Origin of the sequence: Halodesulfurarchaeum sp. (assembly GCF_036626455.1) — an archaeon.
Lineage (GTDB): Archaea > Halobacteriota > Halobacteria > Halobacteriales > Halobacteriaceae > Halodesulfurarchaeum.
Window position 1 is genome coordinate 1 of the sequence record NZ_JAZKRK010000003.1, and the last position, 23,450, is coordinate 23,450.

Genomic DNA, 23,450 nt, shown 5'->3' on the forward strand with positions numbered 1-23,450 from the left:
TCGCCGGACTAAGGAAGGTAAACTAAAAGGTTGCCAGCTACCTCACCCGAGAGACGGTCCGAGCCATCATATCCGCGCTCGGACTCGACAGTTAAACCTGAGGATGAAATAATCGATCCTTTGAGTTTGGAACTGCGAAAACTGCTCCAGATGGTTTGAGGACTAGTATTCTCCTTCCCAAATTATCTGATCTGAAGAGTTATCCAGAACTTTAACTGTATCTCCATCACTAAAGCCGGAGAGATTTTCAGAGTCTCCCGGCGAAAACTCCGCTACACCGTCTTCTTCACCCCCATCACTATTCAGTACTGTCGCGTTTATCGTATCGCCGCCTTGGTGCACAAGATTCCCATCATCAATTGATAGACTCGCCTGGGGAGCTTGTTCTATGTCGCCTCCAATCCCCAGCACAAAGGACCCGATCACGGCCGCTAATATGACGGTAATAGCGACCATGAGGATGACTCCAATGACTGGCGATACGCCCCGTTCACTTGTCATAAATTCTGGTGTTTTCATGAGTTGACCTTTCTGATTGATGATTATTTACTTCAATTCGCTGATCTTATTCTTCTACAGACAATATCACGCTCCCAGTGGAGTTATCTACAACTGACACAGTGGTATTTAGATCATGAGTGCCAAAAGTAAGTTTTTCACCTGGCCCAAATTCAGCATCGCTGTCCGACGTGTTGAAATCACTTGAGTAAGAGAAAGTGTCACCATTATTTTTTACCTCAATATTTGTCAAATTAATGGTATCACCACCATTATGTATAATTTCGTCAGAATTGAAATCAACCTCTAAACTCGCCTGAGGAGCTTGTTCTATGTCGCCTCCAATTCCAAGCACAAAGGAGCCAATCACAGCCGCTAATATGACAGTAATAGCCACCATGAGGATGACTCCGATGACTGGGGAGACGCCTCGGTCGTTCAACTGCGTTCGCACGTCTTGTAGCATCACGTGTGTTATATGTAGTATCACCCTTTAGGTCTTTCCCAAGTAATCGCAAGGGTGGTGATTTTCGGGCAAAGACGCCCGCAAACGGACGATTTCGATGTGCAGAATGTCGGGAGTCAGACGAAAGTGTCACGTATGTATGACAATTGATGACAACAAGCTTGCCGTCCAAACGGGTGGGACCGTCTTATCGGTATGTAGTTTCGGTAGTCAAGATATCCGGACTCCCCCCAAGAATTGGTCGCGATGTTCAGGCAGAATCGAATGAGAGGGAAAATCTCAAAGCCAACAAAGACTGTCATTGATCTGCAGATTCCTGCCGCCTGGCTGTGTGACTTCGCTCCGGGGCTTCCCAGACGGTTCTTCTCGGATCCCTGCATTTTCGCGTTGGATCAGTCCTCCGGTATTCTCCGCCAACTTCCTCAAGCCCAGATACAGCAGGTTTGTAGACCTCGATCTGAGTCCCTACGGAAACTGATTGCTCACTCGACGACGGTGAACCTGTAGGTCTCAGTCACCGACTCGTCCGTATATCACCCTGTGACGACCAGCCGAATCTCGTACTCGCCGGGAAGCCACTCCTGGGACGGTGAAAGGTGGTCGGTGATAAAGTAGGTGTCGAGGTCGATCGAGGGGTCAAACATGTTCGACAACGGGATGTCCGCCTGGGACCAGATATCACCCTCCGGACCGGTCTCCGTCTCCGTGAAAATGAATGATTGGCCAGGATCTGGTCCCAGGAGCGCCCGTGACCGAGCATTGAATTACTGCTCAAGAAGTTGCCGTCCGGGTTCCACCACGCCCTTGCGTTTGTGAGTCCTACCCACAATATAGACCAAATACCTGAAGACCCCTCCGTACGGAGTTTGGAAAAACTCGAAGATAGAAAGCGTTTGTGCAGGTGTTCCAAATTCCTGGGAAAAGCCATCGAACATTAAGACACGGAAAATGAAGGGAGTATAATGGCACAAGACGTGGTAGGCGCGACTCGGGCGACGGGGAAGACGAGTACCCGAAAGCTCTTCGTCGAACTCGACGTCGAGTTGGCCGAGTCAAACCCCTGCCCACTCTGCAGTCTGGACGAATCGATCGTCGACGTCCGCCACCAGTTGGGGCAGCAGATTTGCCATCTCGACGCGCAGATGACAGACTCGTATTGTGAGTGTCCACACGAATGCACCACGGTCGAGCACATCGAAACCCAGGTCGAACCGGACTGTGCCTGCCCAGTTTTCGTGAAACATGGCTGTGTTCCCCAGGTCACTGAGAGCGACGATTCGACGGTGATCATCAAATCCTATCTTTCGGATCGCGAGCTATTGACCGACCTCATTGGCGACCTGAAAGCCGCAGTCGAGAGCGTCTCGGTTCGGCGGCTCAAACGGGTTGACACGAGAGACGAGTCCAACCGGGAGAAATTCGTCACGCTGGACCTTTACGAACTGACTGACAAACAACGTCAGGCGATCACCGCCGCAGTTGCGGCCGGCTACTACGAAACACCGCGAGAAGTGTCCCTCGGGGACCTCGCCGAGCGAATCGGTATCTCGAAATCCGCGCTTTCCCAGCGACTGAAAGCTGCAGAATCCAAGCTGGTGACTTCCGCCTTTTCCAGAGCGTCAATTAATCAATGACAGACAATTCTACGTTGGTAAAAAACGGAATTTCCTTTAAATATCTGCATACTGTAGCATGGTTAGAGACTGGCTCTGCACCCACTCTTTAAATTATGTCCTCCAAACACACCCAAGCGTCGGTCCACGCCGACACGGCTACTGAGAAGCCACCTCTGGTGGCCACACTTGCGATTGAACCGGAGCAAAAAATGGGCTGTCCCCTGTTCGAAGGGCACGACGACGTCGACACCGTCGAGCAGAACCTCAGCTTTGAGAATGAGGACACCGAAGTTGCGGGAGAAAGCACTGCTAACAAGGGAACCTGCAACACCGCGATCGCACAGGAGGACGGCGAGGAAACCGATCAGTATCTTCGCTCGGCGATCACTCCCGGCTGTTTCTGTTTGCAGTTCCACCAGGTCGAGTGCATTCCGACCTTCGAACGGACCAATCGGAACGCTGTCATCGTCACCGTACAGATTCCAGACCGGGAAACCCTCCGGAATCTGGTGAGTCGCCTGCGTGCAACCAACGCTGATGTGAGCGTGAGAAACATCACCCAATCGACAGCCGGTCAGGAGGGCACGATCCAACTGGATGTCTCTGAAGTCACGGACAAGCAACTCGAGGCCCTCGAAGCGGCAGTCGAATCGGGCTATTACGATTCCCCACGAGAGGCCGATCTGGAGTTTTTGGCCGAACAGCTCGAGGTTTCGAAGTCGGCGGTCTCCCAGCGGTTGAAGGCAGTCGAATCGCGAATGGCCCAGAAACTCGTTACGCAGTGGTCCGGCTAATCGCCATCCCCCCGGGTTAAAACCGGAGCAAAATACAGGTTAAACTACACCCTTCTCAAACGCCTACCGGTTGGTATGAGTGATTCGTGTCGGTCCGCCTCGGTTTGCCCGGGTCATAGCAGGTCCCGATGCAGGGGTCGTGCTGGTCCTGCAGGCTGTTTGTCCGCTGTGAACCAGAACGTCGGGACTCAGGCCGGACCCGGAGGGCTGTTCAATGTCGAATAAGGACCCGCCCCTATACGTCACCTTTCAAATCGCCGATCGCTCGACGCTTCGGAAGGTCATCGAGAAATACTCCTCGATGGGACCATCCGTCCAGACTATCACGATCATCGATCCTGAGAACGACCGCTCCGAACCGCTCTCCATAGAGATCGGGCATCTGACCGACAAGCAGTGGGAAGCCCTCCGCGTCGCCCACAAAAAAGGCCATTACTCGTCGCCTCGGGGCGGCCACCTCGACGAAATCGCCGAAGAACTGGACATCTCGAAGTCCGCGGTCTCCCAACGACTTCGAGCGGCCGAGTCGAAGATCATTCCAGCGATTCTCGGGACGACACAAGCCCAAACCTCAAAATCCTGATTTTGAGATCCGGTGCACGACTAAAGTCCTGTATATTTCAGACGAATTGATAACGGTGGAGTCCCATTCGTTCTATGTATGGGAGACGAACCGCTCTCCGAGGACGTACAAGATCGGCTCACTGACCGTCGAAAGCAACAAACTGCGTCATCGGGGACGCTGATAGTCAGCGAGGACGAGGCCTACGTTGACGACAGTATCACGATTCGTGGCCTCAACCTGCCGGAAAACGCCGAACTGGACGTATTCTGGAAAACCGTCGAAGGGAAATGGGGCGTCCTCCAGGGTAACGAAGTGAACGGGGTCCAGTATCGGCCGCGAACCCTCCAAGCGCTCACCGTCCAGACCGACGCGCAGGGCAAGTTCTCCGAGGAATGGACTATCCCGGAAGATTACGGCGGCGATCACAACATCGAAGTCCGAGATGGGGATGAGACCACCCTGGCGAAGTCCTCAGTCGCCATTCAACCGTGGTTCGAAGTCGAGGAGACAGAGGCACAGCTAGGGGATTTCTTCACGATCAAAGGCTACGGGATCGGCCCAAACGTCGTCGAGAACAACTATCAGGTCACCTGGGATAACGGAATGGTCGGCTTCATGACTGGCGTGAAAAATCACGGGACCGCAACCGCGAGAGTTCGAGCCACCGGACCGACCGGCCATCACAAGATCCAAATCTGGCGAAACTACCGTGGGGTCCCGTTCATGCAGAACAACACCCAGTCGCCCTTCGGCGAGGTGGCGGGCGGTCGACAGTACGCCTGGGACGTCGAGGTCACGGAACCCGAAAGCGAGCCCCGCGCCATGTGGGTCGAGAAACTCTTCGACGAAGCCCCCCTCCCGGTCCACGTTTCCGATCCGGAGGTCGAGAGCGATGCGTCGATCGATATCACCCCCCAGTCCGGGCAGCCTGAAACGGATGCGGTCATGACTGGTGAAGGGTTCCCGGCCGACACCGAGGTAGATCTGGTCTGGCACTCACACACCGGCCATCGTGTGAAGGACATCCCGATCCGGCCAGAGCCGCTTCCAGAGGTTTTCCCGACAGTCACCACTGACGAAGACGGCTCCTTCCAGGAGGAGGTGACTATCCCGCAAGATAAGGGTTCGACTCGCCCGATCGCCGCCAAAATCGACGACAAGTCGGTTGCCACGACTGGCTTCATGATGCAGGCGGATATCCTCGAGGTCACACCACAACAGCCTGACCCGGGCGAGACGATCGATATCGAACTGGGCGGGATCGGCTGGCCGACCTACGAGAACGCCTACTACTTCCTGTACGACAACAAGCCGCTGGGATACGTCTGCGGCCTGGAAGCCCGAACTGCCATCACCGAGATCGAAGCCGCCGGAGAGCCCGGGTATCACTTCATCGATGTCTATCCGAGTTTCTTCGACGTGCAGGACGACGAGCCCGACTTCGAGTTGAAACCCCACCTCTCCTATATCGACAACCACCCGATTCGACCGCTTCCGGGTCTACATATGACCATCGAGATCACGGAGTAACAGAACTCGGGCTCCCCTGACAATGGTCGGATCGAAACGAACCCGTGTGCTGACGCTTCTCGCCCCGATTCTCCTGTGGCAAGGGGCCGTGAGTAGCGGGGTTATCAGTCCGACCGTTCTCCCACCGCCCCTCCTCATCGGCGAACGGACGCTCACAGTGCTTAGTGAACCTGGATTCATCGATCACATGCTCGTGACCCTCCGACGGACAGCAATGGCCGCAGGATTTGCGTCAATGACCGGGGTCCCAATCGGATTTGGTATGGCGGCAAATCGACAGCTCAGAAACCTCCTCTCGCCCGTGATTTCGGCGATTTTTGCGCTTCCGATCATCGCACTGTTTCCGCTTTTAATCCTCGTGCTCGGGAGCACAGAAGCCGCACTCGTGTTCACAGCCGCTATCGGGGCGTTCATTCTGGTCGTGTGGAACGCACGAAACGGGGCAAAAGCGATCGATCCGGCATACGTCGAAGTGGCTCGAAACAACGGTGCAATTTCGCGGTGGGATCTGTTACGAGAGGTATGGCTCCCAGGCTCGCTCCCGCTCGTGTTCGTGGGACTGCGCCTCGGATTGAGTATGTCACTGCTGATCGTCACAGGTGTAGAATTCGTTGCCGGGAACGACGGGCTGGGGTACGTGCTTTGGATCTCCTGGCAGGCCGCTGTCCTCCCTGATCTCTACGCCACCCTCGTCGTCATCGGGGCTATCGGCATAACAGTCACAGACGGTCTTGCACTGCTGCGGAATCGACTCATCCCCTGGGACGATAGTGGGGAACGCACGGTTATCGGCCCATAATAATGCCCGCACCACGTATCCAGATTCTCCCTGACCACAGTGAACAGTTCGTCCAAACGTTCGCCCCCAAGCCAGATCCGGTCCAAGAAGAAATGACCACTGTCGCCGACGCACGAGGGGATCGATTCCCCGGAGAAGGATCGTTCCCAACCGTCGGCCAAACCGTCGGCGGGTGGCTCTATCAACAGGCCAGGCAGAGCGGAATCGACCGGGTCTTCGAGTTTGGGTCCGGCTTTGGCTATTCGGCCTACTGGCTGGCTCGAGCCCTCACCGCGGACGGCGAAATCGTGTTAACCGAGCGTGATCGAGACGAGCTGGGTCTCGCGCGAGAATTCATGGAGCGTGGCGAGTTCCAGGCAACGATTCAATTCGAGCACGGGGATGCACAGTCGATATTCGAACAGTCGACGGGGGACTACGACCTGGTCATGCTCGATCACAAAAACGACGAGTATCCGGCAGCCTTCGACGCCGTGGCCGACCGCCTGTCGGACGGTGGCCTGCTCGTCGCGGATAACGTTATGACCGCAGCAATCATCGAAACGGAAACGCTCCTGGCCGGACTGCAGGACGGGGAACTCTCAGACGAGGCCAACGTACACACGCAAGGAGTCTACGAGTATCTCCAGACAGTTCGTTCGGACCAGCGGTTTGCCACGCGGTTGGTGCCGATCGGCGGTGGGCTGGCAGTGAGCCGTCTAGAATCAGGGGCGACGGAGAAGTAGAGACCACCCGATTGACGATAGTATATAAACCAACCTGAGTAAATCGAAGTTTTTGAAGTACGGGTCAATAAAAAGCCTTGAAAATGCAGGTGCACCCTTTCGAGTGTAGAACGGTGACCATATCGTATGGATGAGGTTGAAACGTCGCGGCAGTCGAATACCGTCGAAGCAAATAAATCATCATCTCGGACCACAGTCTCACGTCGCCAGTTTTTGGCCGGCACGGGTGCAGCCACGGTAACCGCGATCGGTGGGTGTCTCGGGGCCGTGCAAGACGGCCCGGAGACGGTCTCGTTCGGTACGCTGACCATTCCAGCCGTTTCGGAGGTGCTGATTGCCAAGGACCGGGGTTACTTCGAGGACCGGAACATCGAACTCGAAATCAAACGCATCCAGAGTGCCCCGAAGGCCACCCCACAACTGGCCAGTGGCGATTTGGACGTCGCGACCGGGTCAATCGGTGCGAGCCTCTTCAATTCGGTCGCACAGGACATCGACATTCAGGTTGTTGCCGATCAGACCCAATACTGGCGGGGCCAACCCTCCTCGAACCGAATACTGGCCAGGTCCGAGGCAGTCCCCGACACGGATTCGATCTACGACTTGCCCGAGGACCTTACAGTCGCGCTCCACGGGGCGGGGAACGTCGACTCCTACGTCATGGGCCGGATACTCTCGTTGAACGATATGACCTGGGCGGACATGGACAGGACGGAAACCCTGTACACGCAAATGCCGACGCTTATGGCCGAGGGAGAGATCGACATCTGCGCGATACCGGATCCGCTGGGCCTGCAGGTCCTCGACCAAGCCGACGCGTCCCAAATCGGACAAGCGTCGATGGTGGCCCCCCGGATGCAAATCGGTGCGTACATGTTTGGTGGTCCCTTCACCGAAAAGAACCCGGACACTGCAACCCGATGGCTCGAAGCCTATCTCGAGGGCGTTCGGGAGTACTACGAACTGGGTGGGTTCCCCAGCGACGAGGTCGCGACCATCGTGAGCAACGAATTCGACTTGCCAAAGGCGGCGATCAAAGCGTCAATTCCGTCGCTCCCACATAAAAACGGCCATCTCAACGCCGAAAGCATCCAAAACCAGCAAGCATATCACGCCTGTCAGGGCACGGTCGACGAAACAGTGGACGTATCAGAAGTGGTCGACGAGTCCTACCTCGAAGGAGCGCTCGACACGGTCGGCCGACTGGATTCCGAAGCGGCGAAGCCGTCAGTTTCGACGATCGAAGAATGGAGCGAAAACGCTATCGCCCCGTACCCGCCAATCGGTGAGATACGGACCCCCGAGGGTTTCCCCACGGATTCGATGTGTTAAGAACGCGGTTCGAAAGTTCCCAAATCGATGATCCCACCTGAAGGTGCCACGAGCGAGGACGTGAAGACGGTAACAGAGCGAGCGCCGGCCAAGGAGCGTCCGGTTCGGGTCAACGTTCAAGGACTGGAGAAAACCTATCGGGCGGGTGAGGAAGACGTTCGCGCCCTTGGTGGCCTCGATCTGACCGTTCGGGATCGGGAGTTTTTCTGTCTGCTCGGCCCCTCAGGCTGTGGCAAATCGACGTTTCTCCGGGTCCTCAGTGGCCTACTGGAGAAGGACGCTGGCCGAATTGCGGTGGAAGAACCCGAAGCCAATCGCCCGACGTCGAGTATGGTGTTCCAGGAGAAAGGGATCTTCCCATGGAAAACGGTCATCGAAAACGTCGCGTTCGGGTTGAAAATGCGGGACGTCCCCGTGGCCCGGCGCCGTGAGGTCGCCCAGCGGTACATCGAGAAGGTGAACCTGGAGGGGTTCGAGGACGCCTATCCTCACCAATTGTCCGGTGGGATGAAACAGCGAGTGGACATTGCCCGGGCCTTCGCGAACGACCCGGAAGTCCTCCTGATGGACGAACCATTCGGCGACCTCGACGCGCAGACGAAACGACAGTTGCAAGAAGAACTCGTGACTCTCTGGCAGGAACGCCCGAAGACGGTCATCTATGTGACCCACGACATCGAGGAGGCAGTGCGACTCGGTGACCGCTTGGGCGTCATGACGGATCGGCCGGGCCGGATCGCAGAACTGGTCGACATTGATCTCGCTCGGCCACGAACCAGGGACAACCTGGACCTCTCTCGCATGGAAGCGTTACAGAACCGGGTGTGGTCGATCCTCGAAGGCGTCACACAGAGTCCACACGAATGAGCAGGGTTGCCCGCCGAACCCGGTGGGCGTTGCTATTAGGCCCGTTTGTCTCGGTGGCGATCCTGTGGGAAGGAACGGCTCGATTCGAACTCATCGACCCGAATTTCTTCCCACCCCCCTCGACGGTGCTCAGCCTCGCCATGGACCTGTACCTGCATGGCGACTTCCTCACACACCTGCTCGCAAGTCTCCGACGTATCACGTTCGCGGGCCTGCTTGGTGGGACGGGCGGTATTGCGTTGGGAACGCTCATGGGTCGATCGCCGCGAGTCAAAGCTGTCACTGACCCGCATTTGAGCATCCTCTACCCGCTCCCAAAGATCGCACTCCTCCCGATCATGTTTTCGCTGTTCGGTGTCACGGAGATGGCCCGGATCCTCACGATGGCCCTGGCCGTGCTGCTTCTGGTATCGATCAATACCATGGGCGCGGTCCAGCAAATCGAGGACAGCCACATCGAAGCAGCGATGGACAACGGGGCCGGTCGAATCGACCTGTATCGAGAGGTCATTCTCCCCGGAACCCTGCCACAGATCGCCAGCGGATTGAGCCTCGGGTTCGGGGTCGCGGTGGTTCTACTGGTCATCATCGAAATGGTCGCCGCGGATGCAGGACTGGGCTATGTCATCTGGACCTCCTGGCAGCAGTTCAAAATTCCCCAGCTCTACGTGGCCCTGTTCACGATCAACGTCCTCGGCGTGGTGTTCGTTCACGGCCCCGAGGAAATCGGCGAATGGCTCACTCCATGGCAACACGGCTAAGCGTACCGCTTTCCAAACCACATCGGTTCAACCACCAATGTCAGACACAGAAAACGAGGACGACCGGTCCAAGCTCGAATTCGTCGACACCGTCAGCATCGAAACGGACAAAGACACCCTCTGGGAATTCATTTCGGATGCCGAGAATCTGGCGGAGGTCGTGCCAGGGGCCCAATCGGTCACCAAACATACCGAACGACGCTATTCACTGGAAATCGAGCGGGGCATCGGTCACGTCTCGGTCTCCCTGGACGGAGAGTTCGAACTCGTGGAGATGGACGAACCAGACTGGATCATCGCGGAAGGTGAGGCCTTCGATTCCACGACTGGCAGCACCTTCGACGTGCTCGCGGCGATGGAAATGGCGGAGACTGAAGATGGAGCCGTCGATCTCTCCTATTCGGCCCAACTCTTCTACACCGGCGGCGTTGCCAGTCTCGGTGCACGACTGTTGAAGAAGTTCATCGAATCCGACGTTAATCGGTACTTCGAAAACGTCAAAGAGCGAGTCGAAGCGGACTGAGTCCCGGAAACCGGAGATTTCGACTGGCTTAGGCGTCCACGACGGTGAACTGGTTGTACGCGTGGCCACCAACGTTATCCGAACCAATCGACTTGCCGTCGTATTGTTCGCTGGCCTCGTCGGTGAGGTTCACATTGACAGTGTACTCGTACGTCCCTGGGCTGACATCGAAGTCTGCCATGTGCCAGACACCGTTGTAGAGCAGCGAGTCACCCTTCTCGGAGTGGTCGCCGGCTTCTCCGGCCCATGGTGCTTCAACCGTGTGGAACGCTTCTTCGTCAGGGCTATCGATAACGATTTCAACTGAATCGATCGGGCCCTGCATCGATTCCTCCCATTCGAAGTCAGGCGGGCTAATCGGCATGCCGGTATCGGCGTCGAAAATCCCGATGTCAAAGCCGACCATCATGTTCGGGGCGAACTGGCGGTCAGGCTGACATGAGGAGACAAAGGCATTGCCTTCCTGGTCGCCGATTCCGTCCGACCCGGTGTACAGATCGTCCGTAATCACGAAGTCGAGCGGGTCGCTGTACTCGATAATCGTGATCTGGCTCTCGAGAATGCCGACATTCGTGAAGTTTGCATCGCCATCGGTCACTTCGACGGTGTAAGAGAGTGCACCCGTCTCAGCGTCCTCGGGAATCGTCCAGCTGGCACCCCACTCCTGGGCGGGGTGCTCTTCGTCGTCACCGGCCCACGCGAGTTCGACGGAATCGTAGCCGTCGATGTTGACGACCACGGATTCGAGGTCGTCGTTGGTCAGGTGCTCGCCTGTTTCCGGGTCATACACACCGATCTTGAAGACCGGATGCATTTTCGGGGCGAACATCCGGGAGGGCGAACAGGCCTGTGCGAAGCCCTGGTTGGTCGGTACAAATGCAGAACTCACGATGACGTCGTCAGTGACGACGAAGTCCTCTGGCTCCGGCTCTGCTGTCGTTGTTGGTTCCGGCTCTTCCTCGCCAGAACAGCCAGCGAGAGCGACCGTCGCAAAGCCAGCGGCACTTCCTGCGACAAACTTGCGGCGTGAGAGGTCAGAACCGGTGACCTCTGAACTGTCAGGTTCCATTGCAACTGTTCCTAATGACCCCACTTCAAAAGGAGTTCATAAGCAGAATTTAGGCGTTTAAATAGGGGTGTCGAAATCCGGCCGCAGAAACGGCAAATGAGGGGTTTGGTAGCGCCCCCCATCATGTAATTATGCCATAGCACAGCATGAATGTGAGTGTTTCACAAGACAATAATTTGCTGTTAGATTTGTGGTACGTTCGATGCGGACGGAAACAGTATGGGCGTCGGTTTTAGTGCCCGGTCGGTTCGGCTTCTTCGAGGTCTAGGTCTTCGTGGGTCGTGGGACCCGGGACCGGTTCGACTTCGGCGTCCGTGGGGTCGTCGCCGATGTAAATCACGTTCGGATCGGAGACGTCCGAGCGGGCCTTGAACGTGTCCGACTCGTCGTAGTCCTCCAGATACTGGTTCGGCGCGCTCTCGGGATCGTTGAGATCGCCGAAATGAATCGCATTGACCGGGCAGATGTCCTCACAAGCCGTCGTTCCACGCTGTTCCTCGTCCCACTCGCGGTGGATACAGAAGGTACACTTGCTGCAGGACCCCTCCGGCGGCGTTCCCGCAAGCCAGCGGTCCTCGTCGTCGCGACGCTGGCCGTCGAAGGGACCGTCAAGATACTCCGGCACGTCGGTCCCGACAAAGGAGTTGACGTGATAGGGACACGCGACCTCACAGTACTTGCACCCGAGACAGGTGTCATAATCACAGACTGTCCGGCCGTTCTCTGTCTTGAACCTGGAGTTGTTGGGACAGACCTCGATACATGGCGCATCGTCACAGTGCTGGCACGGGCGCTGAAGCGACTCACAGTCCGTTGGTCCGTCGTACTCCTCGTCATCCCGCTGGTACCGGTGGACTTCCATCCAGAAGTGTCCATCCGGCGTGTGGTTCTCTTCCTTGCAAGCGTCCACACAGGAGAGACATTTGATGCAGGTCTCCGTGTCAAGCACCATCCCGCGCTGGACTGACTCCCCGTCGTCCTCCGACTGGGCAGCGGCTGAAGAGGATGTTACCCCAGCACTGACTGCTGCTGCACCGGCGGCAGCAGCCCCGGCGGCTTTCAGCACCGAGCGCCGTGACGTCGAGTCCATGACTGACGGCGTGCCCGGCATCGGGTCGCCGTTGCCGCCAGTGAGATCGGTATTGAACTCCTGGGCAACGTCCTCGGCGTAGCGCTCCTCGAACTCCTCACGGGACAAGGTCCCCTTGGAGACTCGCCGAGCATCCTTGGCCATCTCCTTGCCCAGTTCGTTGTCCACGTCGACATCCCCGAGAATGTCATCCGCTTTGTCGTCGATGTCGTCTGTGTCGATAGTGTCACTCATTCTGAATCACGCTCCGATAATCGGGACGTTTAGTGCGCCGAGGATAATCAGCAGCCGAAGCATCAGGCCGCCGACGACGACCATGCCGAATTTCACGGCACAGATGCTCGTCGCACGCCGGCACATGATCGTGTTCTTGTGCAGGTCACAGCGGCCTTCAATACCCAGCAGCAGGCCGGAGAGGACCAGCGGGCCGACCAATCCGACGCCGACCACGCCACCCCAGAACAGCAACCAGCCATCGTTCATGATGTACTGGAAGGTCTCGACAGCTGTCGGCCCGCCGTTTTTGAGCGTCCACATGAGCACTCCGAGGACGCCCAACTCGGCGAGGATGATAACGTCGTCTGCCACGCTGAACTCCTGAACGCCGGTGTCCAGGAAGCCCTGGGTAAGGACCGTGAGGCCGAATACCGCGGCGATCCCGATGGAGAGGCTACTGGTCAGGAACAGAAGCGGAAGCCACGTCTGGTCCCACAGCGGGACGATGTCGCCTGCAGCACTGATCAACAGTGCCGTGTAAACAGCCAAGAGGACGCCGATCACGATACCAAACGTCGTGATGGCCCGCCGAATAGATTCACTTGGCCGGGTCACCTGTGCGAGACTGTCGATCGGGCCGATGTCAACCGGGAAGCCGTGCTCCCGGCCGAATCCCAGCCAGAGTGCTTGCAACGCTGCAAGCGCCGTGAACAATATGATAACCCAAATGCCGATGGTCATCCAGGACTGGCTGTTCGTGAACAGCCAGAATTTGAGAACGTTGAGCGGTTCGCCCAGGTGGAAGACCAACAGAAGACCACCGATAGAGATGGCGGCCACCGCTATCACCATACTCCACCGTGCGGTGGCGAAATACGATTCTTTCCGGTCGGGCTGCCTCGTAGTCAGCAGGTCGGCAACGGCACCAGCAATATATGCACCACCAGCCAACCCGCCGAGGAAGAGATAGATCCCGATTGAGGTTCCCCAGAACTCGGCGGGCAACAGCGGATTCACCATCGACATCCCTCCACGCCTGTCGGCAGCCACCCGGAACAACCGATCCCCGAGTGCGTTGACGATACGGTCGGATCCATATGAACGGATACTGTACTGGTGGCCATAGGGGTGGTCGTTAATTTTGCAGATCTTTTTATACGGAAGGGAACTGTTGACACGCCCACGCGGTCGCAGGCGTGGGCCGCTATTTACAATTCGGTACTCGCTTCGCCGTAGAGGAGGAATGGCGCGAGCTGATTTCTCGTCCGCTATCGACAATCTGTGGCCAGGGCAAAAAGTTCGTTCTGCAGATTTGCCAACAGCCCGAGAAGGGGTGCCCAATCGCGCTCGACCGTCGATTAGACCGAGTCAGCCTCGTCCTTCACACCGGTCGTGATCTCGAAGTCCTGTTTCGGATATCCCACACAGGTCAAGACGTAGCCCGCCTCGACCTGTTCATCGCTGAGATACTGGTTACCGTCATGTTCGACGTATTCAGTCCCCGGACCTGGAACCTCGGAGCTACACTGGCCACAGACCCCATGCCCACACTCCCAGGGGACGTCCAAATCCTCGTCGAGGGCCGCATCGAGAAGTGCCTCGTTGCTCGCGACGTCAGTCGTCGCGCCCTGGACGGTCCAGTCGACGGCGTAGGTCTCGACGTCCGCTTCGGTGGTGGGCTCCTCGGTGGTTTCCTCCTCGCCGCCGGCCGAGTAGGAATCCGCGGCGTCTTGCTTGCCCGTCTCGATGGCGAAATTCTGTTTCGGTTCAGCGACACACGGAAGCACGAAGCCGCCCGCGATCTGCTCGTCGCTCAAATAATCGGCCCCTGAGTGCTCGACGTACTCGGTCCCGTCACCCGGAACTTCCGAGGTGCAGACTCCACAAAAGCCTTGCTGGCACTGATTGGGAACGTCAACCCCTTCGTCGAGGGCCACGTCAAGCAGGTACTCGTTGCTCGAGACCTCAGTTGTCACGCCCTGAACGGTCCATTCGATGTCAAAAATCTCCGCGTCGACACTCGTCGTTTGTTCTTCGCCACCTTCGGTCGTCGGGACCGGGGTGGGATCGTCGGCTCGTGGTCCTGTCTCGTCATGGTCACCGAGCAGACCGAGACACCCGGCAGTCGAAATGAGACCCGCGCTGCCCAGTGCCGCCAGCAGATTTCGCCTGTTGACGTGTTTTTCAGACCGATTGGATGATTCGGCGTCTGCTCCATCCGCCCGCGACCGTGTGTCATCTTCTGAACGCAGTTGCTCCGCCATGAATGAATCAATGAGGCGGTCCTGCATCCTGGTTCGGATTTAATATGTAGGCTATTAAGCCGACTTCGGGGCTGTGTCCCACACCCGCAATCGCGAAAAAATTACTCCAGATCCCGGAACGCCGACTCGAAGTCCTCCTCGGTTTCCAGCGCGCCTTCAACCTCCGACTCGAGTCCCTCGATGTCCGAGACGAGTTTGTCATACTCCTCACTCGCTTCGAGTTCGGAGGCGGGTTTCGAAGATTCCAGAGCGGCCTTCTTCGACGTGAGTGCATAGTACTCCTGCATGGCCGCGTCGTACTCCTCCCGGTCGAGAAGCGAGTCGATGGCCGATTCGAGCCCCTCCCGATCGATAGGTTTGGTCAGGTAATCGTCAAAGCCCATCTCGATAACGTCGAAATCCGGATCGACGGCGGTGACCATCGCGACTCGGCATTCGTATTCCCCTTCGCGGATCGCTTCGAGGACTTCGTCCCCGGAAAGCCCCGGCATTCGCCTGTCAAGCAGAACCACCTCGACCTCGTCATCGAGTTCTTCCAGTGCTTCCTCGCCACTGTTCGCCATCCGTACATCGTAGTCCTCAGCCAACCAGACACCGAACAGTTCGGTGATGTTCACTTCGTCGTCGACAATGAGGACAGTCGGAGTATTTTCAGTCATTGTAATCCCTCCACGACCCGCTTGACAAGCGGTTCTCCTCGGCCCGGCTCTACCGCTCCGGGTTCTAGCCGTGCCAGTGATGGGATCCTCGCTGCCGCTGTCCAGCGATAGGGGGAGTTGCCCAAGCAGGTCATTGCCATCTGGTTATCTGTTCTTTGTGCACGGGTATAAAAAAGCCACCGGGTATCTGTCGAACATTCGGGAGCATGGGGCTCTGGACCAGCGAAGAGAGGACCGATATCGCCAAGCCTTATACCGACAGGGCCGTCCACAGCATCTATGAACGACGACCACGGGGGCAGCGCCCGTGCCCACACGGTTCGACTCGAACTCGTCGACGAGCCGGGCGAACTCCTGCGTGCCCTCAAGCCGATCGCCGAGCAGGGCGGCAACCTGCTCAGTATTTTTCACGAACGGGGCTCGGTCACACCGCGCGGTCGGATTCCGGTCGAGATCGACCTCGAGTGTCCACCCAGTCGGCTGGAACAGATCACGAGCGCGTTGCGCGACAATGGGATCAACGTCATTCGAGCGGGCACCGAAACCTACGGCGAGGAAGTTTCAGTCCTGCTTGCAGGTCCGCAGCTGGAAGAAGATCTCTCTGATACGATCGAGCGAATCGAAACCGAAACACCGGGCTCAGTGATCGACCTCTCGCTCTCTGGGGCCACTGACAGGGAACGGGTCTCGAGTGGACGGTTCCGACTGGCGATCGAATCGGGACGGGCCGCCGAAACGCTCGATGCGGTTCGTGCGGTCGCCGAGAAAATGGACCTGCGGTTCGTCGAGCCCCTCGTGGAGGGATCGCGATGAAGCTCGCGGTCATGGGTGCGGGGGCGGTGGGCCAATCCGTGGCCCAGCTCGCCGGCGAATACGGACACACGATCGCCGGCATCTCCGATCGAGGAGGCGCCGTCTGGGATCCCGAGGGGATCGACGTGAATGCCGCACTCGCGCGCAAGCGAAAGAAGGGATCGGTGCATTCGGAGTCCAACATCGATCTGCTCGAAGCTGACTACGACGTCCTCGTCGAGGCGACACCGACAACCCTCGGCGACGCCGAACCGGGATTCGGGCACGTCACTCGGGCGCTTTCGCGGGACCGTCACGTCGTCCTCGCGAACAAGGGGCCGATGGCGGAGCGCTACGACGAGGTGATGGCGGCGGCCGCGGGCAGCGCCGGATCGGTCCGGTTCGAAGCCACGGTCGGTGGAGCGATCCCGGCCATCGCAACCGCCGAGGGACTCGGCGCCGAACACATCTCGGCCGCACGCGGGGTGCTCAACGGAACGGCGAATTTCATCCTCACGCGAATGCAAACCGAGGGACTCGCCTACGAACACGTTCTTGCCGAGGCCCAGGATCTCGGGGTCGCCGAGGCCGACCCGAGCTTCGACGTGAACGGCACCGACGCCGGTCTGAAGGGCGTCATTCTGGCAAACGTACTCGATGGGGGCGGTCACACCATCGGTGACGCACATATCGACGGGATCGAAGACTTCCCAGCCAACGCACTCGATGTCGCCGGGGAAGACGGCATGACGATCCGATTGATCGTGGAGGTCACCGCGGACCGCGTCCGTGTAGGCCCCCGCCTCGTTCCGAAAAACGACACACTTGCAGTGACTGGAACGATGAATATCCTCCAGTTCGACACCGAATACGCGGGACAACTCAACATCAGCGGTCGGGGTGCGGGCGGTCCTGAAACGGCCTCCGCGGTCCTTGCAGACGTGGATCGACTGGGCTGTGAGCCCGGTTCGAAGGGGTCCTCGCAAGCAGAGTAAGAAGGCGCGGGACAGCATCTTCAGGCCGGAAAACACTAATCGGAAGACTGCACCGGGTTGGGTGTCAGACGCTTTCGAAATGGTTTTAATCCGAACTGTCGAAAGGATTCCACAGAGCGCGTATAAAGCGCGAATACGATCATGAGCGACAAACCACATCAGAACTTGGCCATCATCGGCCACGTGGACCACGGGAAAAGCACGCTCGTGGGCCGACTCCTCTTCGAAACGGGGAGCGTACCCGAGCACGTCATCGAACAGCATCGAGAAGAAGCCGAAGAGAAGGGCAAGGGTGGATTCGAATTCGCCTACGTCATGGACAACCTTGCAGAGGAGCGGGAGCGAGGTGTCACCATCGACATCGCCCACCAGGAATTTGAGACGGACAAATTCTACTACACCATCGTCGACACGCCGGGTCACCGTGACTTCGTGAAGAACATGATCACGGGAGCCTCCCAGGCCGACAATGCGGTCCTGGTCGTCGCCGCGGACGACGGCGTCCAACCGCAGACCCAGGAGCACGTCTTCCTGGCACGCACCCTCGGTATCGAGGAACTCATCGTCGCGGTCAACAAGATGGACCTCGTCGACTACGAGGAAACCAGGTACATGGAGGTCATCGAAGAAGTCAAGGACCTCCTGAAGCAGGTCCAGTTCGATTCGGACAACGCGAGTTTCATCCCGATCTCCGCCTTCGAGGGCGACAATGTCTCGGAAGACTCCGAGAACACACCCTGGTACGACGGCGAAACCATCCTCGAGGCACTCAACACGCTGCCCGAGCCCTCGCCGCCGACGGACGCCCCGCTTCGCCTGCCGATCCAGGACGTCTACACTATCTCCGGCATCGGCACGGTCCCGGTCGGCCGCGTCGAAACAGGTGTGATGAATCCGGGCGATATGGTCTCCTTCCAGCCATCGGACGTGGGTGGCGAGGTCAAGACCATCGAAATGCACCACGAGGAAGTCGACAAAGCCGGCCCAGGTGACAACGTCGGATTCAACGTCCGCGGCATCGGCAAGGACGACATCCGCCGCGGTGACGTGCTCGGTCCGGCGGACAACAAGCCTACGGTCGCCGAGACCTTCACGGCCCAGATAGTCGTGATGCAGCACCCGAGTGTCATCACAGCTGGGTACACCCCAGTCTTCCACGCTCACACCGCACAGGTTGCGTGTACGATCGAAGAGATCAACAAGAAAATTGACCCGTCGTCCGGCCAGGTCGAAGAGGAAAACCCCGACTTCATCCAGTCAGGCGACGCGGCGGTCGTCACGGTACGGCCCCAGAAACCGTTCAGCATCGAGCCATCCAGCGAGATTCCGGAGCTGGGCTCCTTCGCTGTGCGTGACATGGGCCAGACCATCGCCGCCGGAAAGGTCCTTGACGTCACCGAGTCCGAATAATGCAGCAAGCACGCGTCCGTCTCGCCGGCGTTAGTCCGGATGCATTGAACAGCATCGCAACCGATGTCGAGGAAATCGCCGAGAAGACCGGCGTCAGTATGAGCGGTCCGGTTCCGCTCCCCACCAAAACCCTGGAAGTCCCGTCCCGGAAGTCGCCTGACGGTGAGGGGACCGCCACCTGGGAGCACTGGGAGATGCGGGTTCACAAGCGGCTGATCGACATCGACGCCGACGAGCGCGCACTGCGCCAGCTTATGCGAATCCAGGTCCCGAACGACGTCTCCATCGAGATCGTCCTCGAAGACTAAGGTATTCGCGCTCTGCGCTGGCTGCCGGTTCGGCCAAAGCAGAATCCTCAAGGTCACCCGACCAATACGACTGATTGCGGGCTCGTAGATCAGTGGCAGATCGCTTCCTTCGCAAGGAAGAGGCCCCGGGTTCAAATCCCGGCGAGTCCATGCGAATTTTTCGCGTTCGGTAATCGCAACAAGGCACGGCTTCTTTATAAAAACTCACCACCGTCAAATAGCGTATTCGAACCGTATTTGGGGGTAAATCGCCGATTGTGTTTTCATGATTTCTTTGAGCGGCCCGTTAGCCCTACAGCGATTATCGAATGTGAGGAAAGCAGCGCAGATGAGACAACAGAATCAGCGGCGCGATGAGGGGGTTGGCCCTCCTATTCCTAAAGATACCTACACTCGGATACAGAAACGCGCAACCGCGCGGTAAAACACATCTGGTAGGCGGCTTCTTACTCAAATGGTGGCCGTAGGTCAGGCCACCAAAAATCAGCCGTCTGCTGGGTTTCGATTCCGACGCGGACGATTGTCCCATCCTGTCATCACCAGTTGTCGATTCCGCGTCGTCCTGTCCCACCTCCACAATCGTTTCGTGTAGCCCGTCGTGTCCGGAACAACTCTTACCGAAGTGCGAAATTGACTTCGCAGGATTCTGTTAGGACGTGCTGTGCAAGAGATAGAGCGCATATGCAGCAGTGAAACAATCAATAATCGTGATTTACACGACCTGTGTTCTAGTTAGGATAGGGTATTGAATCATCCATATCAAGGATGGTTTGTGCCGTGTCTACCCACGAACCCGGATCTATACTAAAGACTGCAGACCCCACAGTTGCCGCCAAAATAGTAACAATGGCCACCAATAGGATCACTCCTATAACACTGTTTACCCCCCTATTGTCCAAACGGAAACTTATCCATGTTTTGGCGAATTTCCGAAGCATAGTGGTGAATCAAATTTCTTAGCGGATATATCTTGGGCAATTAATAGAAACTGGAACACGCTAAAGGTTAATGTTCCTGTTGGAGTCCGATAGGTGAACGACCGTTTTCCGCTCTTTCCAGCGATCATAACCTTCTGAGACCCTGATAACTCCCGTCACTTCATCTTTCCAAGCAATTTGCTGAATAGACGCTCTAAGTCTTGCACGCCATTTTAAATAGTAAACTGGCAGTTCCCAGTGATCGTGCTGAATAGAACGCGCGTATCTTGCATTTCATCCGTGGAGTCCACATTGCTCATTACTGAACAGGAAAAGCGTCAGAAATCGGTCCAACTATTTCGGCTACAAGACGACTCATTCAATCGGTATCGTCCGGACTCTCATCTCCGGGCGCCCCTGTTGTGTCGCCTCTATCGTCTTTGGCGGAATCATTCGAACCCCATCCGAGCAAGCGTTCGACCAGCGATCGATCCCGAGGGCGTTCGACCAAGACGATCGACGTATCGACATCTGAAGCGATTTTCCAGACGATCGATCCACTCAGCGCCCTCGAAAGGATCCCCTTACCGGTGGCCCCCAAAATCGTCATCGTGGACTGCCGACTTTCCCGTTTGATGATCTCCTCGGGATTGCCGCTCTCGACGAGTTGTTCTGTCTCTGCTAAGCCATGTTCGGCGGCCCAACTAGTGAGGAACTGCTCGCCTTCCTCTTGGGTCCCGTCCTCCGGAATGTGCAACAGTCGAATCTCGGCATCGTGCTGCTCGCGGAGGTACCAGGCAATCTCGGCTCCGACCTCCGAATCCGGTCCACCTGCTGTCGGGAGGAGGATTTGGGCGGGATCAAACGTGTCGGCCCGAAACACCAACACGTCACAGGGAAGTTCGTCCCAGAGTTGACGCAGCCCCCGCTGGGACCGTCCACTCGAAAAGCGGTTCTCGGCCCCCCATCCGATCACGGCGAGATCGACATCGTACTCCCGGGCGAGGTCAAATATCTTGTCGAACGAGCCGCGTGACACGACGGTGGTGGTTTCGATATCCACTCCGTAGGACTCGGCCTGTTCGCGTGCACGGGCGAATAGCTCCTCCGAATCCTGATCGATCATCTCGGCAGCGTCCTCGCCCGCGGCCATCGGTACCTGGTCCGGAATTTGAACGATGTGAGCGGCGACGAGCGTCGCCTCGCGCCGTTTTGCGATCGTACAGCCGAGATCAAGCAGGGCTTCCTGTTTGGCAGGATTTGCCAGGGGCACGAAGACCTGGCGGTTACTTTCATTCGGGTTGAGTGCAGACGCCGTCGAAACGACGGTTTTCGGCAGTTCCGCTTTCCGGTCCTCGATGTGCTGGCTCAGGACTCCTTTCTTCTTGGCCGTGTTACGCGCGTAGCCGAAATACCAGATGATTCCGAAGACGACGAACGCCAGGCTGAGGAGGATTTCTATCGTCGCCATAAAGGCGATCAGTCCAAACGAAAAGACCGCACCCAAGAGCGGGACGAAGGGATAGCCAGGTGTCGTGAAATCGGGGTCGTACGCTTTGGTATCCGATTCTCTGTAGACTATCAATGCGAGATTCAAGAGCCCGTACACGATGAGGTGAAGCACGCTTCCGGCTTTTGCCAGTACTTTGATATCCCCGATGAAGATGAAGATGAAAATGAGCCCCCCTGTGAGTGCGATGGACCGATATGGGGTCGCGAAGCGGGGATGAACGGCGTTGAGTTTGGTCGTGATGATGCCGTCCCTCCCCATGGCGAAGTTGATTCGCGAGGAGGCGAGAATAGAAGCGTTTGCACTCGAAGCCGTCGCCAGCAGTCCCGCGAACGTGAGCGCGGCCAATCCGATCGGTCCCAGCATCAGTTCGGACACTCTGGCGACAGCAACGTCACCGAAGTCGATGACGTCCGTATACGGGACCACGCCCATTACGACGACCATTACGAGGGCGTACAGGATGGTCACCGAGACCAGGCTACCGATGACAGCGAGTGGAAGGTTACGGCCGGGATTTTTGATCTCCTCGGCAGCCGTGTTGATCTCGGCAAAGCCGAGATACGTGACGAAAACGAGCGCTGTAGCGGGAAACACGGCGGACCACCCGCCAGTCGCTGCTGGCGCAAAGGGGCGAAGATTCGATGGATCAACCCGGGTGGTTCCGACGACTGTGAACACGCCGATGATCCCCAAAAGAACGAGCACGATGATGATCTGAATTGAGCCGGTTTCTTTCGTGCCAATGTAGTTGACGGTAAGGAAAAACAGTCCGGCAAGCAACGCGACGACCTGTGAGGGGGTGAGAGTCAGTACCCCGAGTTCGACCGAAGGGACAGAGACGAAGATGGTCGCGTAACTCCCGAGCCCAATCAAATAAAAGGCGACGGCTGCGGCGAGTCCCAACCAGTTGCCCCAGCCAGCGATACTGCCAAACAGTGGCCCGAGCGCGTCGTTGATGTAGTAATATCCCCCGCCCGCTTTCGGCATCGCCGTGCCGAGTTCGCTGATCGAGAGCGCAGTGAAAGCGGCGATAATTCCTCCGACGACGAACGCGGCCGCGGCAGCAGGACCGGCAGATTCAGCCGCTGCTGCGGGAAGGACGAAAATACCGGCGCCGATCATGACACCGATACCGATAGTTAATGCAGAGAGGAGTCCGAGATCCTTCGACAAATCTTCGCCATCGGTGGTCATGGGTCGGTAGTCTCCTCGGGAAGGGCGATGACCGGCCGTTCTGCCTCCGTTACGAGTCGGAGCGAAAGATCGCCCGAGAGAAACTGCATGAGACGGTTTCCACCGCGGGAGCGGTACGCGATAGCGGTTGCACCAACCTCCTCGGCTGCGTCAAAAATAGCCGCCACGATATCTCGCCCGTATGCAGTGTATTCGTCCGCATCAGGGAACTCACTGCGAACAACCGCAAACGATTGCTCTGCAAGTGCTTCCGATTGCTCGACAGGTGTTTTGTCCGGAACGCCTTCCCCCTTCTCGATGACGTGGAGGGCGGTCACCCGCCTTGGCGTATACGGTTTGAGTGCCGTGGCCGTCTTCGCTGCATCCTCCTTGTTAGCGACTGGAAGGAGTACGTGAGACAGTAATGTTTGAGGATCGGTGCCGGACATGGCCAAGGGGTTCTCTGGGCGGGAGTATAAATTGTACAGGTTTTGGTCGATTGTCCGGGGACAGAAATTTTTGCAATCGTTCAATCCGAAGAAAGGATACTCTCTCCATCGGGTTTCGA

24 protein-coding genes and 1 tRNA gene are annotated in these 23,450 nt (G+C 57.5%); 15 read left to right on the forward strand and 10 right to left on the reverse strand.

All coding sequences use genetic code 11. The features are described 5' to 3' along the window. Nucleotides 1–162: 162 nt before the first annotated feature. Both V5A26_RS01525 and V5A26_RS01530 read right to left on the reverse strand, forming a co-directional pair. The gene (locus tag V5A26_RS01525; RefSeq protein ID WP_332322176.1) at nt 163–519 is read right to left on the reverse strand and encodes a type IV pilin N-terminal domain-containing protein; all 357 of its coding nucleotides are present in this window, start codon (nt 517–519) and stop codon (nt 163–165) included. 46 nt (nt 520–565) lie between these two features. After that, nucleotides 566–964, reverse strand: coding sequence for a type IV pilin N-terminal domain-containing protein (locus tag V5A26_RS01530; protein ID WP_332320283.1), 399 nt, complete (start codon nt 962–964; stop codon nt 566–568). A gap of 962 nt (nt 965–1,926) precedes the next feature. On the opposite strand from V5A26_RS01530, the gene V5A26_RS01535 reads away from it, so the two are divergent. The 10 genes from V5A26_RS01535 to V5A26_RS01580 all read left to right on the forward strand — a co-directional run bounded on the left by V5A26_RS01535 (nt 1,927) and on the right by V5A26_RS01580 (nt 10,476). Continuing rightward, nucleotides 1,927–2,598: a helix-turn-helix domain-containing protein gene (locus tag V5A26_RS01535; RefSeq protein WP_332320285.1), complete on the forward strand. Its 672-nt coding sequence runs from the start codon at nt 1,927–1,929 to the stop codon at nt 2,596–2,598. 95 nt (nt 2,599–2,693) lie between these two features. Then, nucleotides 2,694–3,374, forward strand: a complete 681-nt coding sequence (locus tag V5A26_RS01540) for a helix-turn-helix domain-containing protein (RefSeq protein ID WP_332320286.1) — start codon at nt 2,694–2,696, stop codon at nt 3,372–3,374. Between the two features lie 214 nt (nt 3,375–3,588). Beyond that, the gene (locus tag V5A26_RS01545) at nt 3,589–3,957 is read left to right on the forward strand and encodes a helix-turn-helix domain-containing protein (RefSeq protein ID WP_332320287.1); all 369 of its coding nucleotides are present in this window, start codon (nt 3,589–3,591) and stop codon (nt 3,955–3,957) included. A 78-nt stretch (nt 3,958–4,035) separates the two neighbouring features. Further along, the gene (locus V5A26_RS01550; protein WP_332320288.1) at nt 4,036–5,469 is read left to right on the forward strand and encodes a hypothetical protein; all 1,434 of its coding nucleotides are present in this window, start codon (nt 4,036–4,038) and stop codon (nt 5,467–5,469) included. Nucleotides 5,470–5,491: 22 nt separating this feature from the next. Then, complete coding sequence (locus V5A26_RS01555) at nt 5,492–6,268, forward strand: ABC transporter permease (protein ID WP_332320289.1); 777 nt, start codon at nt 5,492–5,494, stop codon at nt 6,266–6,268. A gap of 2 nt (nt 6,269–6,270) precedes the next feature. After that, the gene (locus V5A26_RS01560; protein ID WP_332320290.1) at nt 6,271–6,993 is read left to right on the forward strand and encodes an O-methyltransferase; all 723 of its coding nucleotides are present in this window, start codon (nt 6,271–6,273) and stop codon (nt 6,991–6,993) included. A 126-nt stretch (nt 6,994–7,119) separates the two neighbouring features. Continuing rightward, nucleotides 7,120–8,325 carry an ABC transporter substrate-binding protein gene (locus V5A26_RS01565; protein ID WP_332320291.1) on the forward strand — a complete coding sequence of 402 codons (1,206 nt, stop codon included), beginning with the start codon at nt 7,120–7,122 and terminating at the stop codon, nt 8,323–8,325. A 27-nt stretch (nt 8,326–8,352) separates the two neighbouring features. Beyond that, a complete protein-coding gene (locus tag V5A26_RS01570; RefSeq protein ID WP_332320292.1) occupies nt 8,353–9,192 on the forward strand; it encodes an ABC transporter ATP-binding protein in 840 nt (279 codons plus the stop codon). Then, on the forward strand, nt 9,189–9,953 hold the full coding sequence (locus tag V5A26_RS01575) for an ABC transporter permease (RefSeq protein WP_332320293.1): 765 nt from the start codon (nt 9,189–9,191) through the stop codon (nt 9,951–9,953). The genes V5A26_RS01570 and V5A26_RS01575 overlap by 4 nt, the downstream gene beginning before the upstream one ends. Before the next feature lie 37 nt (nt 9,954–9,990). Beyond that, nucleotides 9,991–10,476 (forward strand): CoxG family protein, encoded by a 486-nt coding sequence (locus tag V5A26_RS01580; RefSeq protein ID WP_332320294.1) that lies wholly within the window; start codon nt 9,991–9,993, stop codon nt 10,474–10,476. Nucleotides 10,477–10,504: 28 nt separating this feature from the next. Here the strand turns inward: V5A26_RS01580 and V5A26_RS01585 are convergent, their stop codons facing one another. From V5A26_RS01585 to V5A26_RS01605, 5 genes are all read right to left on the reverse strand, one after another. Continuing rightward, the gene (locus V5A26_RS01585; RefSeq protein WP_332320295.1) at nt 10,505–11,545 is read right to left on the reverse strand and encodes a twin-arginine translocation signal domain-containing protein; all 1,041 of its coding nucleotides are present in this window, start codon (nt 11,543–11,545) and stop codon (nt 10,505–10,507) included. A gap of 232 nt (nt 11,546–11,777) precedes the next feature. After that, nucleotides 11,778–12,869, reverse strand: a complete 1,092-nt coding sequence (locus tag V5A26_RS01590; protein ID WP_332320296.1) for a 4Fe-4S ferredoxin N-terminal domain-containing protein — start codon at nt 12,867–12,869, stop codon at nt 11,778–11,780. A 6-nt stretch (nt 12,870–12,875) separates the two neighbouring features. After that, the gene (gene nrfD, locus V5A26_RS01595) at nt 12,876–13,871 is read right to left on the reverse strand and encodes an NrfD/PsrC family molybdoenzyme membrane anchor subunit (protein ID WP_332320297.1); all 996 of its coding nucleotides are present in this window, start codon (nt 13,869–13,871) and stop codon (nt 12,876–12,878) included. Between the two features lie 338 nt (nt 13,872–14,209). Then, nucleotides 14,210–15,115 carry a 2Fe-2S iron-sulfur cluster-binding protein gene (locus tag V5A26_RS01600; protein ID WP_332320298.1) on the reverse strand — a complete coding sequence of 302 codons (906 nt, stop codon included), beginning with the start codon at nt 15,113–15,115 and terminating at the stop codon, nt 14,210–14,212. Between the two features lie 101 nt (nt 15,116–15,216). Further along, nucleotides 15,217–15,774 (reverse strand): response regulator, encoded by a 558-nt coding sequence (locus tag V5A26_RS01605; protein WP_332320299.1) that lies wholly within the window; start codon nt 15,772–15,774, stop codon nt 15,217–15,219. A gap of 279 nt (nt 15,775–16,053) precedes the next feature. On the opposite strand from V5A26_RS01605, the gene V5A26_RS01610 reads away from it, so the two are divergent. From V5A26_RS01610 to V5A26_RS01630, 5 genes are all read left to right on the forward strand, one after another. After that, a complete protein-coding gene (locus V5A26_RS01610; protein WP_332320300.1) occupies nt 16,054–16,587 on the forward strand; it encodes an amino acid-binding protein in 534 nt (177 codons plus the stop codon). Continuing rightward, complete coding sequence (locus V5A26_RS01615; RefSeq protein ID WP_332320301.1) at nt 16,584–17,561, forward strand: homoserine dehydrogenase; 978 nt, start codon at nt 16,584–16,586, stop codon at nt 17,559–17,561. The genes V5A26_RS01610 and V5A26_RS01615 overlap by 4 nt, the downstream gene beginning before the upstream one ends. Nucleotides 17,562–17,702: 141 nt before the next feature. Then, a complete protein-coding gene (tuf, locus tag V5A26_RS01620; protein ID WP_332320302.1) occupies nt 17,703–18,971 on the forward strand; it encodes a translation elongation factor EF-1 subunit alpha in 1,269 nt (422 codons plus the stop codon). After that, nucleotides 18,968–19,279, forward strand: coding sequence for a 30S ribosomal protein S10 (rpsJ, locus tag V5A26_RS01625; protein WP_332320403.1), 312 nt, complete (start codon nt 18,968–18,970; stop codon nt 19,277–19,279). Before tuf ends, rpsJ begins: the two co-directional genes overlap by 4 nt. Nucleotides 19,280–19,357: 78 nt before the next feature. Next, nucleotides 19,358–19,429, forward strand: a tRNA-Ala gene (locus V5A26_RS01630). 578 nt (nt 19,430–20,007) lie between these two features. On the opposite strand, the gene V5A26_RS11400 is transcribed toward V5A26_RS01630, so the two are convergent. The 3 genes from V5A26_RS11400 to V5A26_RS01640 form a co-directional block, all read right to left on the reverse strand. After that, complete coding sequence (locus V5A26_RS11400) at nt 20,008–20,217, reverse strand: type IV pilin (protein ID WP_442908730.1); 210 nt, start codon at nt 20,215–20,217, stop codon at nt 20,008–20,010. Nucleotides 20,218–20,575: 358 nt separating this feature from the next. Further along, the gene (locus V5A26_RS01635; protein WP_332320303.1) at nt 20,576–22,903 is read right to left on the reverse strand and encodes an amino acid permease; all 2,328 of its coding nucleotides are present in this window, start codon (nt 22,901–22,903) and stop codon (nt 20,576–20,578) included. Continuing rightward, nucleotides 22,900–23,331, reverse strand: coding sequence for a universal stress protein (locus tag V5A26_RS01640; RefSeq protein ID WP_332320304.1), 432 nt, complete (start codon nt 23,329–23,331; stop codon nt 22,900–22,902). The genes V5A26_RS01635 and V5A26_RS01640 overlap by 4 nt, the downstream gene beginning before the upstream one ends. Between the last annotated feature and the right edge of the window lie 119 nt (nt 23,332–23,450).

What these genes read in the sequence shown, in the direction of transcription:
- V5A26_RS01525 (WP_332322176.1), bottom strand. Translation starts at nt 519, where the DNA reads ATGAAAACACCAGAATTTATGACAAGTGAACGGGGCGTATCGCCAGTC.
- V5A26_RS01530 (WP_332320283.1), bottom strand. Translation starts at nt 964, where the DNA reads ATGCTACAAGACGTGCGAACGCAGTTGAACGACCGAGGCGTCTCCCCA.
- V5A26_RS01535 (WP_332320285.1), top strand. Translation starts at nt 1,927, where the DNA reads ATGGCACAAGACGTGGTAGGCGCGACTCGGGCGACGGGGAAGACGAGT.
- V5A26_RS01540 (WP_332320286.1), top strand. Translation starts at nt 2,694, where the DNA reads ATGTCCTCCAAACACACCCAAGCGTCGGTCCACGCCGACACGGCTACT.
- V5A26_RS01545 (WP_332320287.1), top strand. Translation starts at nt 3,589, where the DNA reads ATGTCGAATAAGGACCCGCCCCTATACGTCACCTTTCAAATCGCCGAT.
- V5A26_RS01550 (WP_332320288.1), top strand. Translation starts at nt 4,036, where the DNA reads ATGGGAGACGAACCGCTCTCCGAGGACGTACAAGATCGGCTCACTGAC.
- V5A26_RS01555 (WP_332320289.1), top strand. Translation starts at nt 5,492, where the DNA reads ATGGTCGGATCGAAACGAACCCGTGTGCTGACGCTTCTCGCCCCGATT.
- V5A26_RS01560 (WP_332320290.1), top strand. Translation starts at nt 6,271, where the DNA reads ATGCCCGCACCACGTATCCAGATTCTCCCTGACCACAGTGAACAGTTC.
- V5A26_RS01565 (WP_332320291.1), top strand. Translation starts at nt 7,120, where the DNA reads ATGGATGAGGTTGAAACGTCGCGGCAGTCGAATACCGTCGAAGCAAAT.
- V5A26_RS01570 (WP_332320292.1), top strand. Translation starts at nt 8,353, where the DNA reads ATGATCCCACCTGAAGGTGCCACGAGCGAGGACGTGAAGACGGTAACA.
- V5A26_RS01575 (WP_332320293.1), top strand. Translation starts at nt 9,189, where the DNA reads ATGAGCAGGGTTGCCCGCCGAACCCGGTGGGCGTTGCTATTAGGCCCG.
- V5A26_RS01580 (WP_332320294.1), top strand. Translation starts at nt 9,991, where the DNA reads ATGTCAGACACAGAAAACGAGGACGACCGGTCCAAGCTCGAATTCGTC.
- V5A26_RS01585 (WP_332320295.1), bottom strand. Translation starts at nt 11,545, where the DNA reads ATGGAACCTGACAGTTCAGAGGTCACCGGTTCTGACCTCTCACGCCGC.
- V5A26_RS01590 (WP_332320296.1), bottom strand. Translation starts at nt 12,869, where the DNA reads ATGAGTGACACTATCGACACAGACGACATCGACGACAAAGCGGATGAC.
- nrfD (WP_332320297.1), bottom strand. Translation starts at nt 13,871, where the DNA reads ATGGTGAATCCGCTGTTGCCCGCCGAGTTCTGGGGAACCTCAATCGGG.
- V5A26_RS01600 (WP_332320298.1), bottom strand. Translation starts at nt 15,115, where the DNA reads ATGGCGGAGCAACTGCGTTCAGAAGATGACACACGGTCGCGGGCGGAT.
- V5A26_RS01605 (WP_332320299.1), bottom strand. Translation starts at nt 15,774, where the DNA reads ATGACTGAAAATACTCCGACTGTCCTCATTGTCGACGACGAAGTGAAC.
- V5A26_RS01610 (WP_332320300.1), top strand. Translation starts at nt 16,054, where the DNA reads ATGAACGACGACCACGGGGGCAGCGCCCGTGCCCACACGGTTCGACTC.
- V5A26_RS01615 (WP_332320301.1), top strand. Translation starts at nt 16,584, where the DNA reads ATGAAGCTCGCGGTCATGGGTGCGGGGGCGGTGGGCCAATCCGTGGCC.
- tuf (WP_332320302.1), top strand. Translation starts at nt 17,703, where the DNA reads ATGAGCGACAAACCACATCAGAACTTGGCCATCATCGGCCACGTGGAC.
- V5A26_RS11400 (WP_442908730.1), bottom strand. Translation starts at nt 20,217, where the DNA reads ATGCTTCGGAAATTCGCCAAAACATGGATAAGTTTCCGTTTGGACAAT.
- V5A26_RS01635 (WP_332320303.1), bottom strand. Translation starts at nt 22,903, where the DNA reads ATGACCACCGATGGCGAAGATTTGTCGAAGGATCTCGGACTCCTCTCT.
- V5A26_RS01640 (WP_332320304.1), bottom strand. Translation starts at nt 23,331, where the DNA reads ATGTCCGGCACCGATCCTCAAACATTACTGTCTCACGTACTCCTTCCA.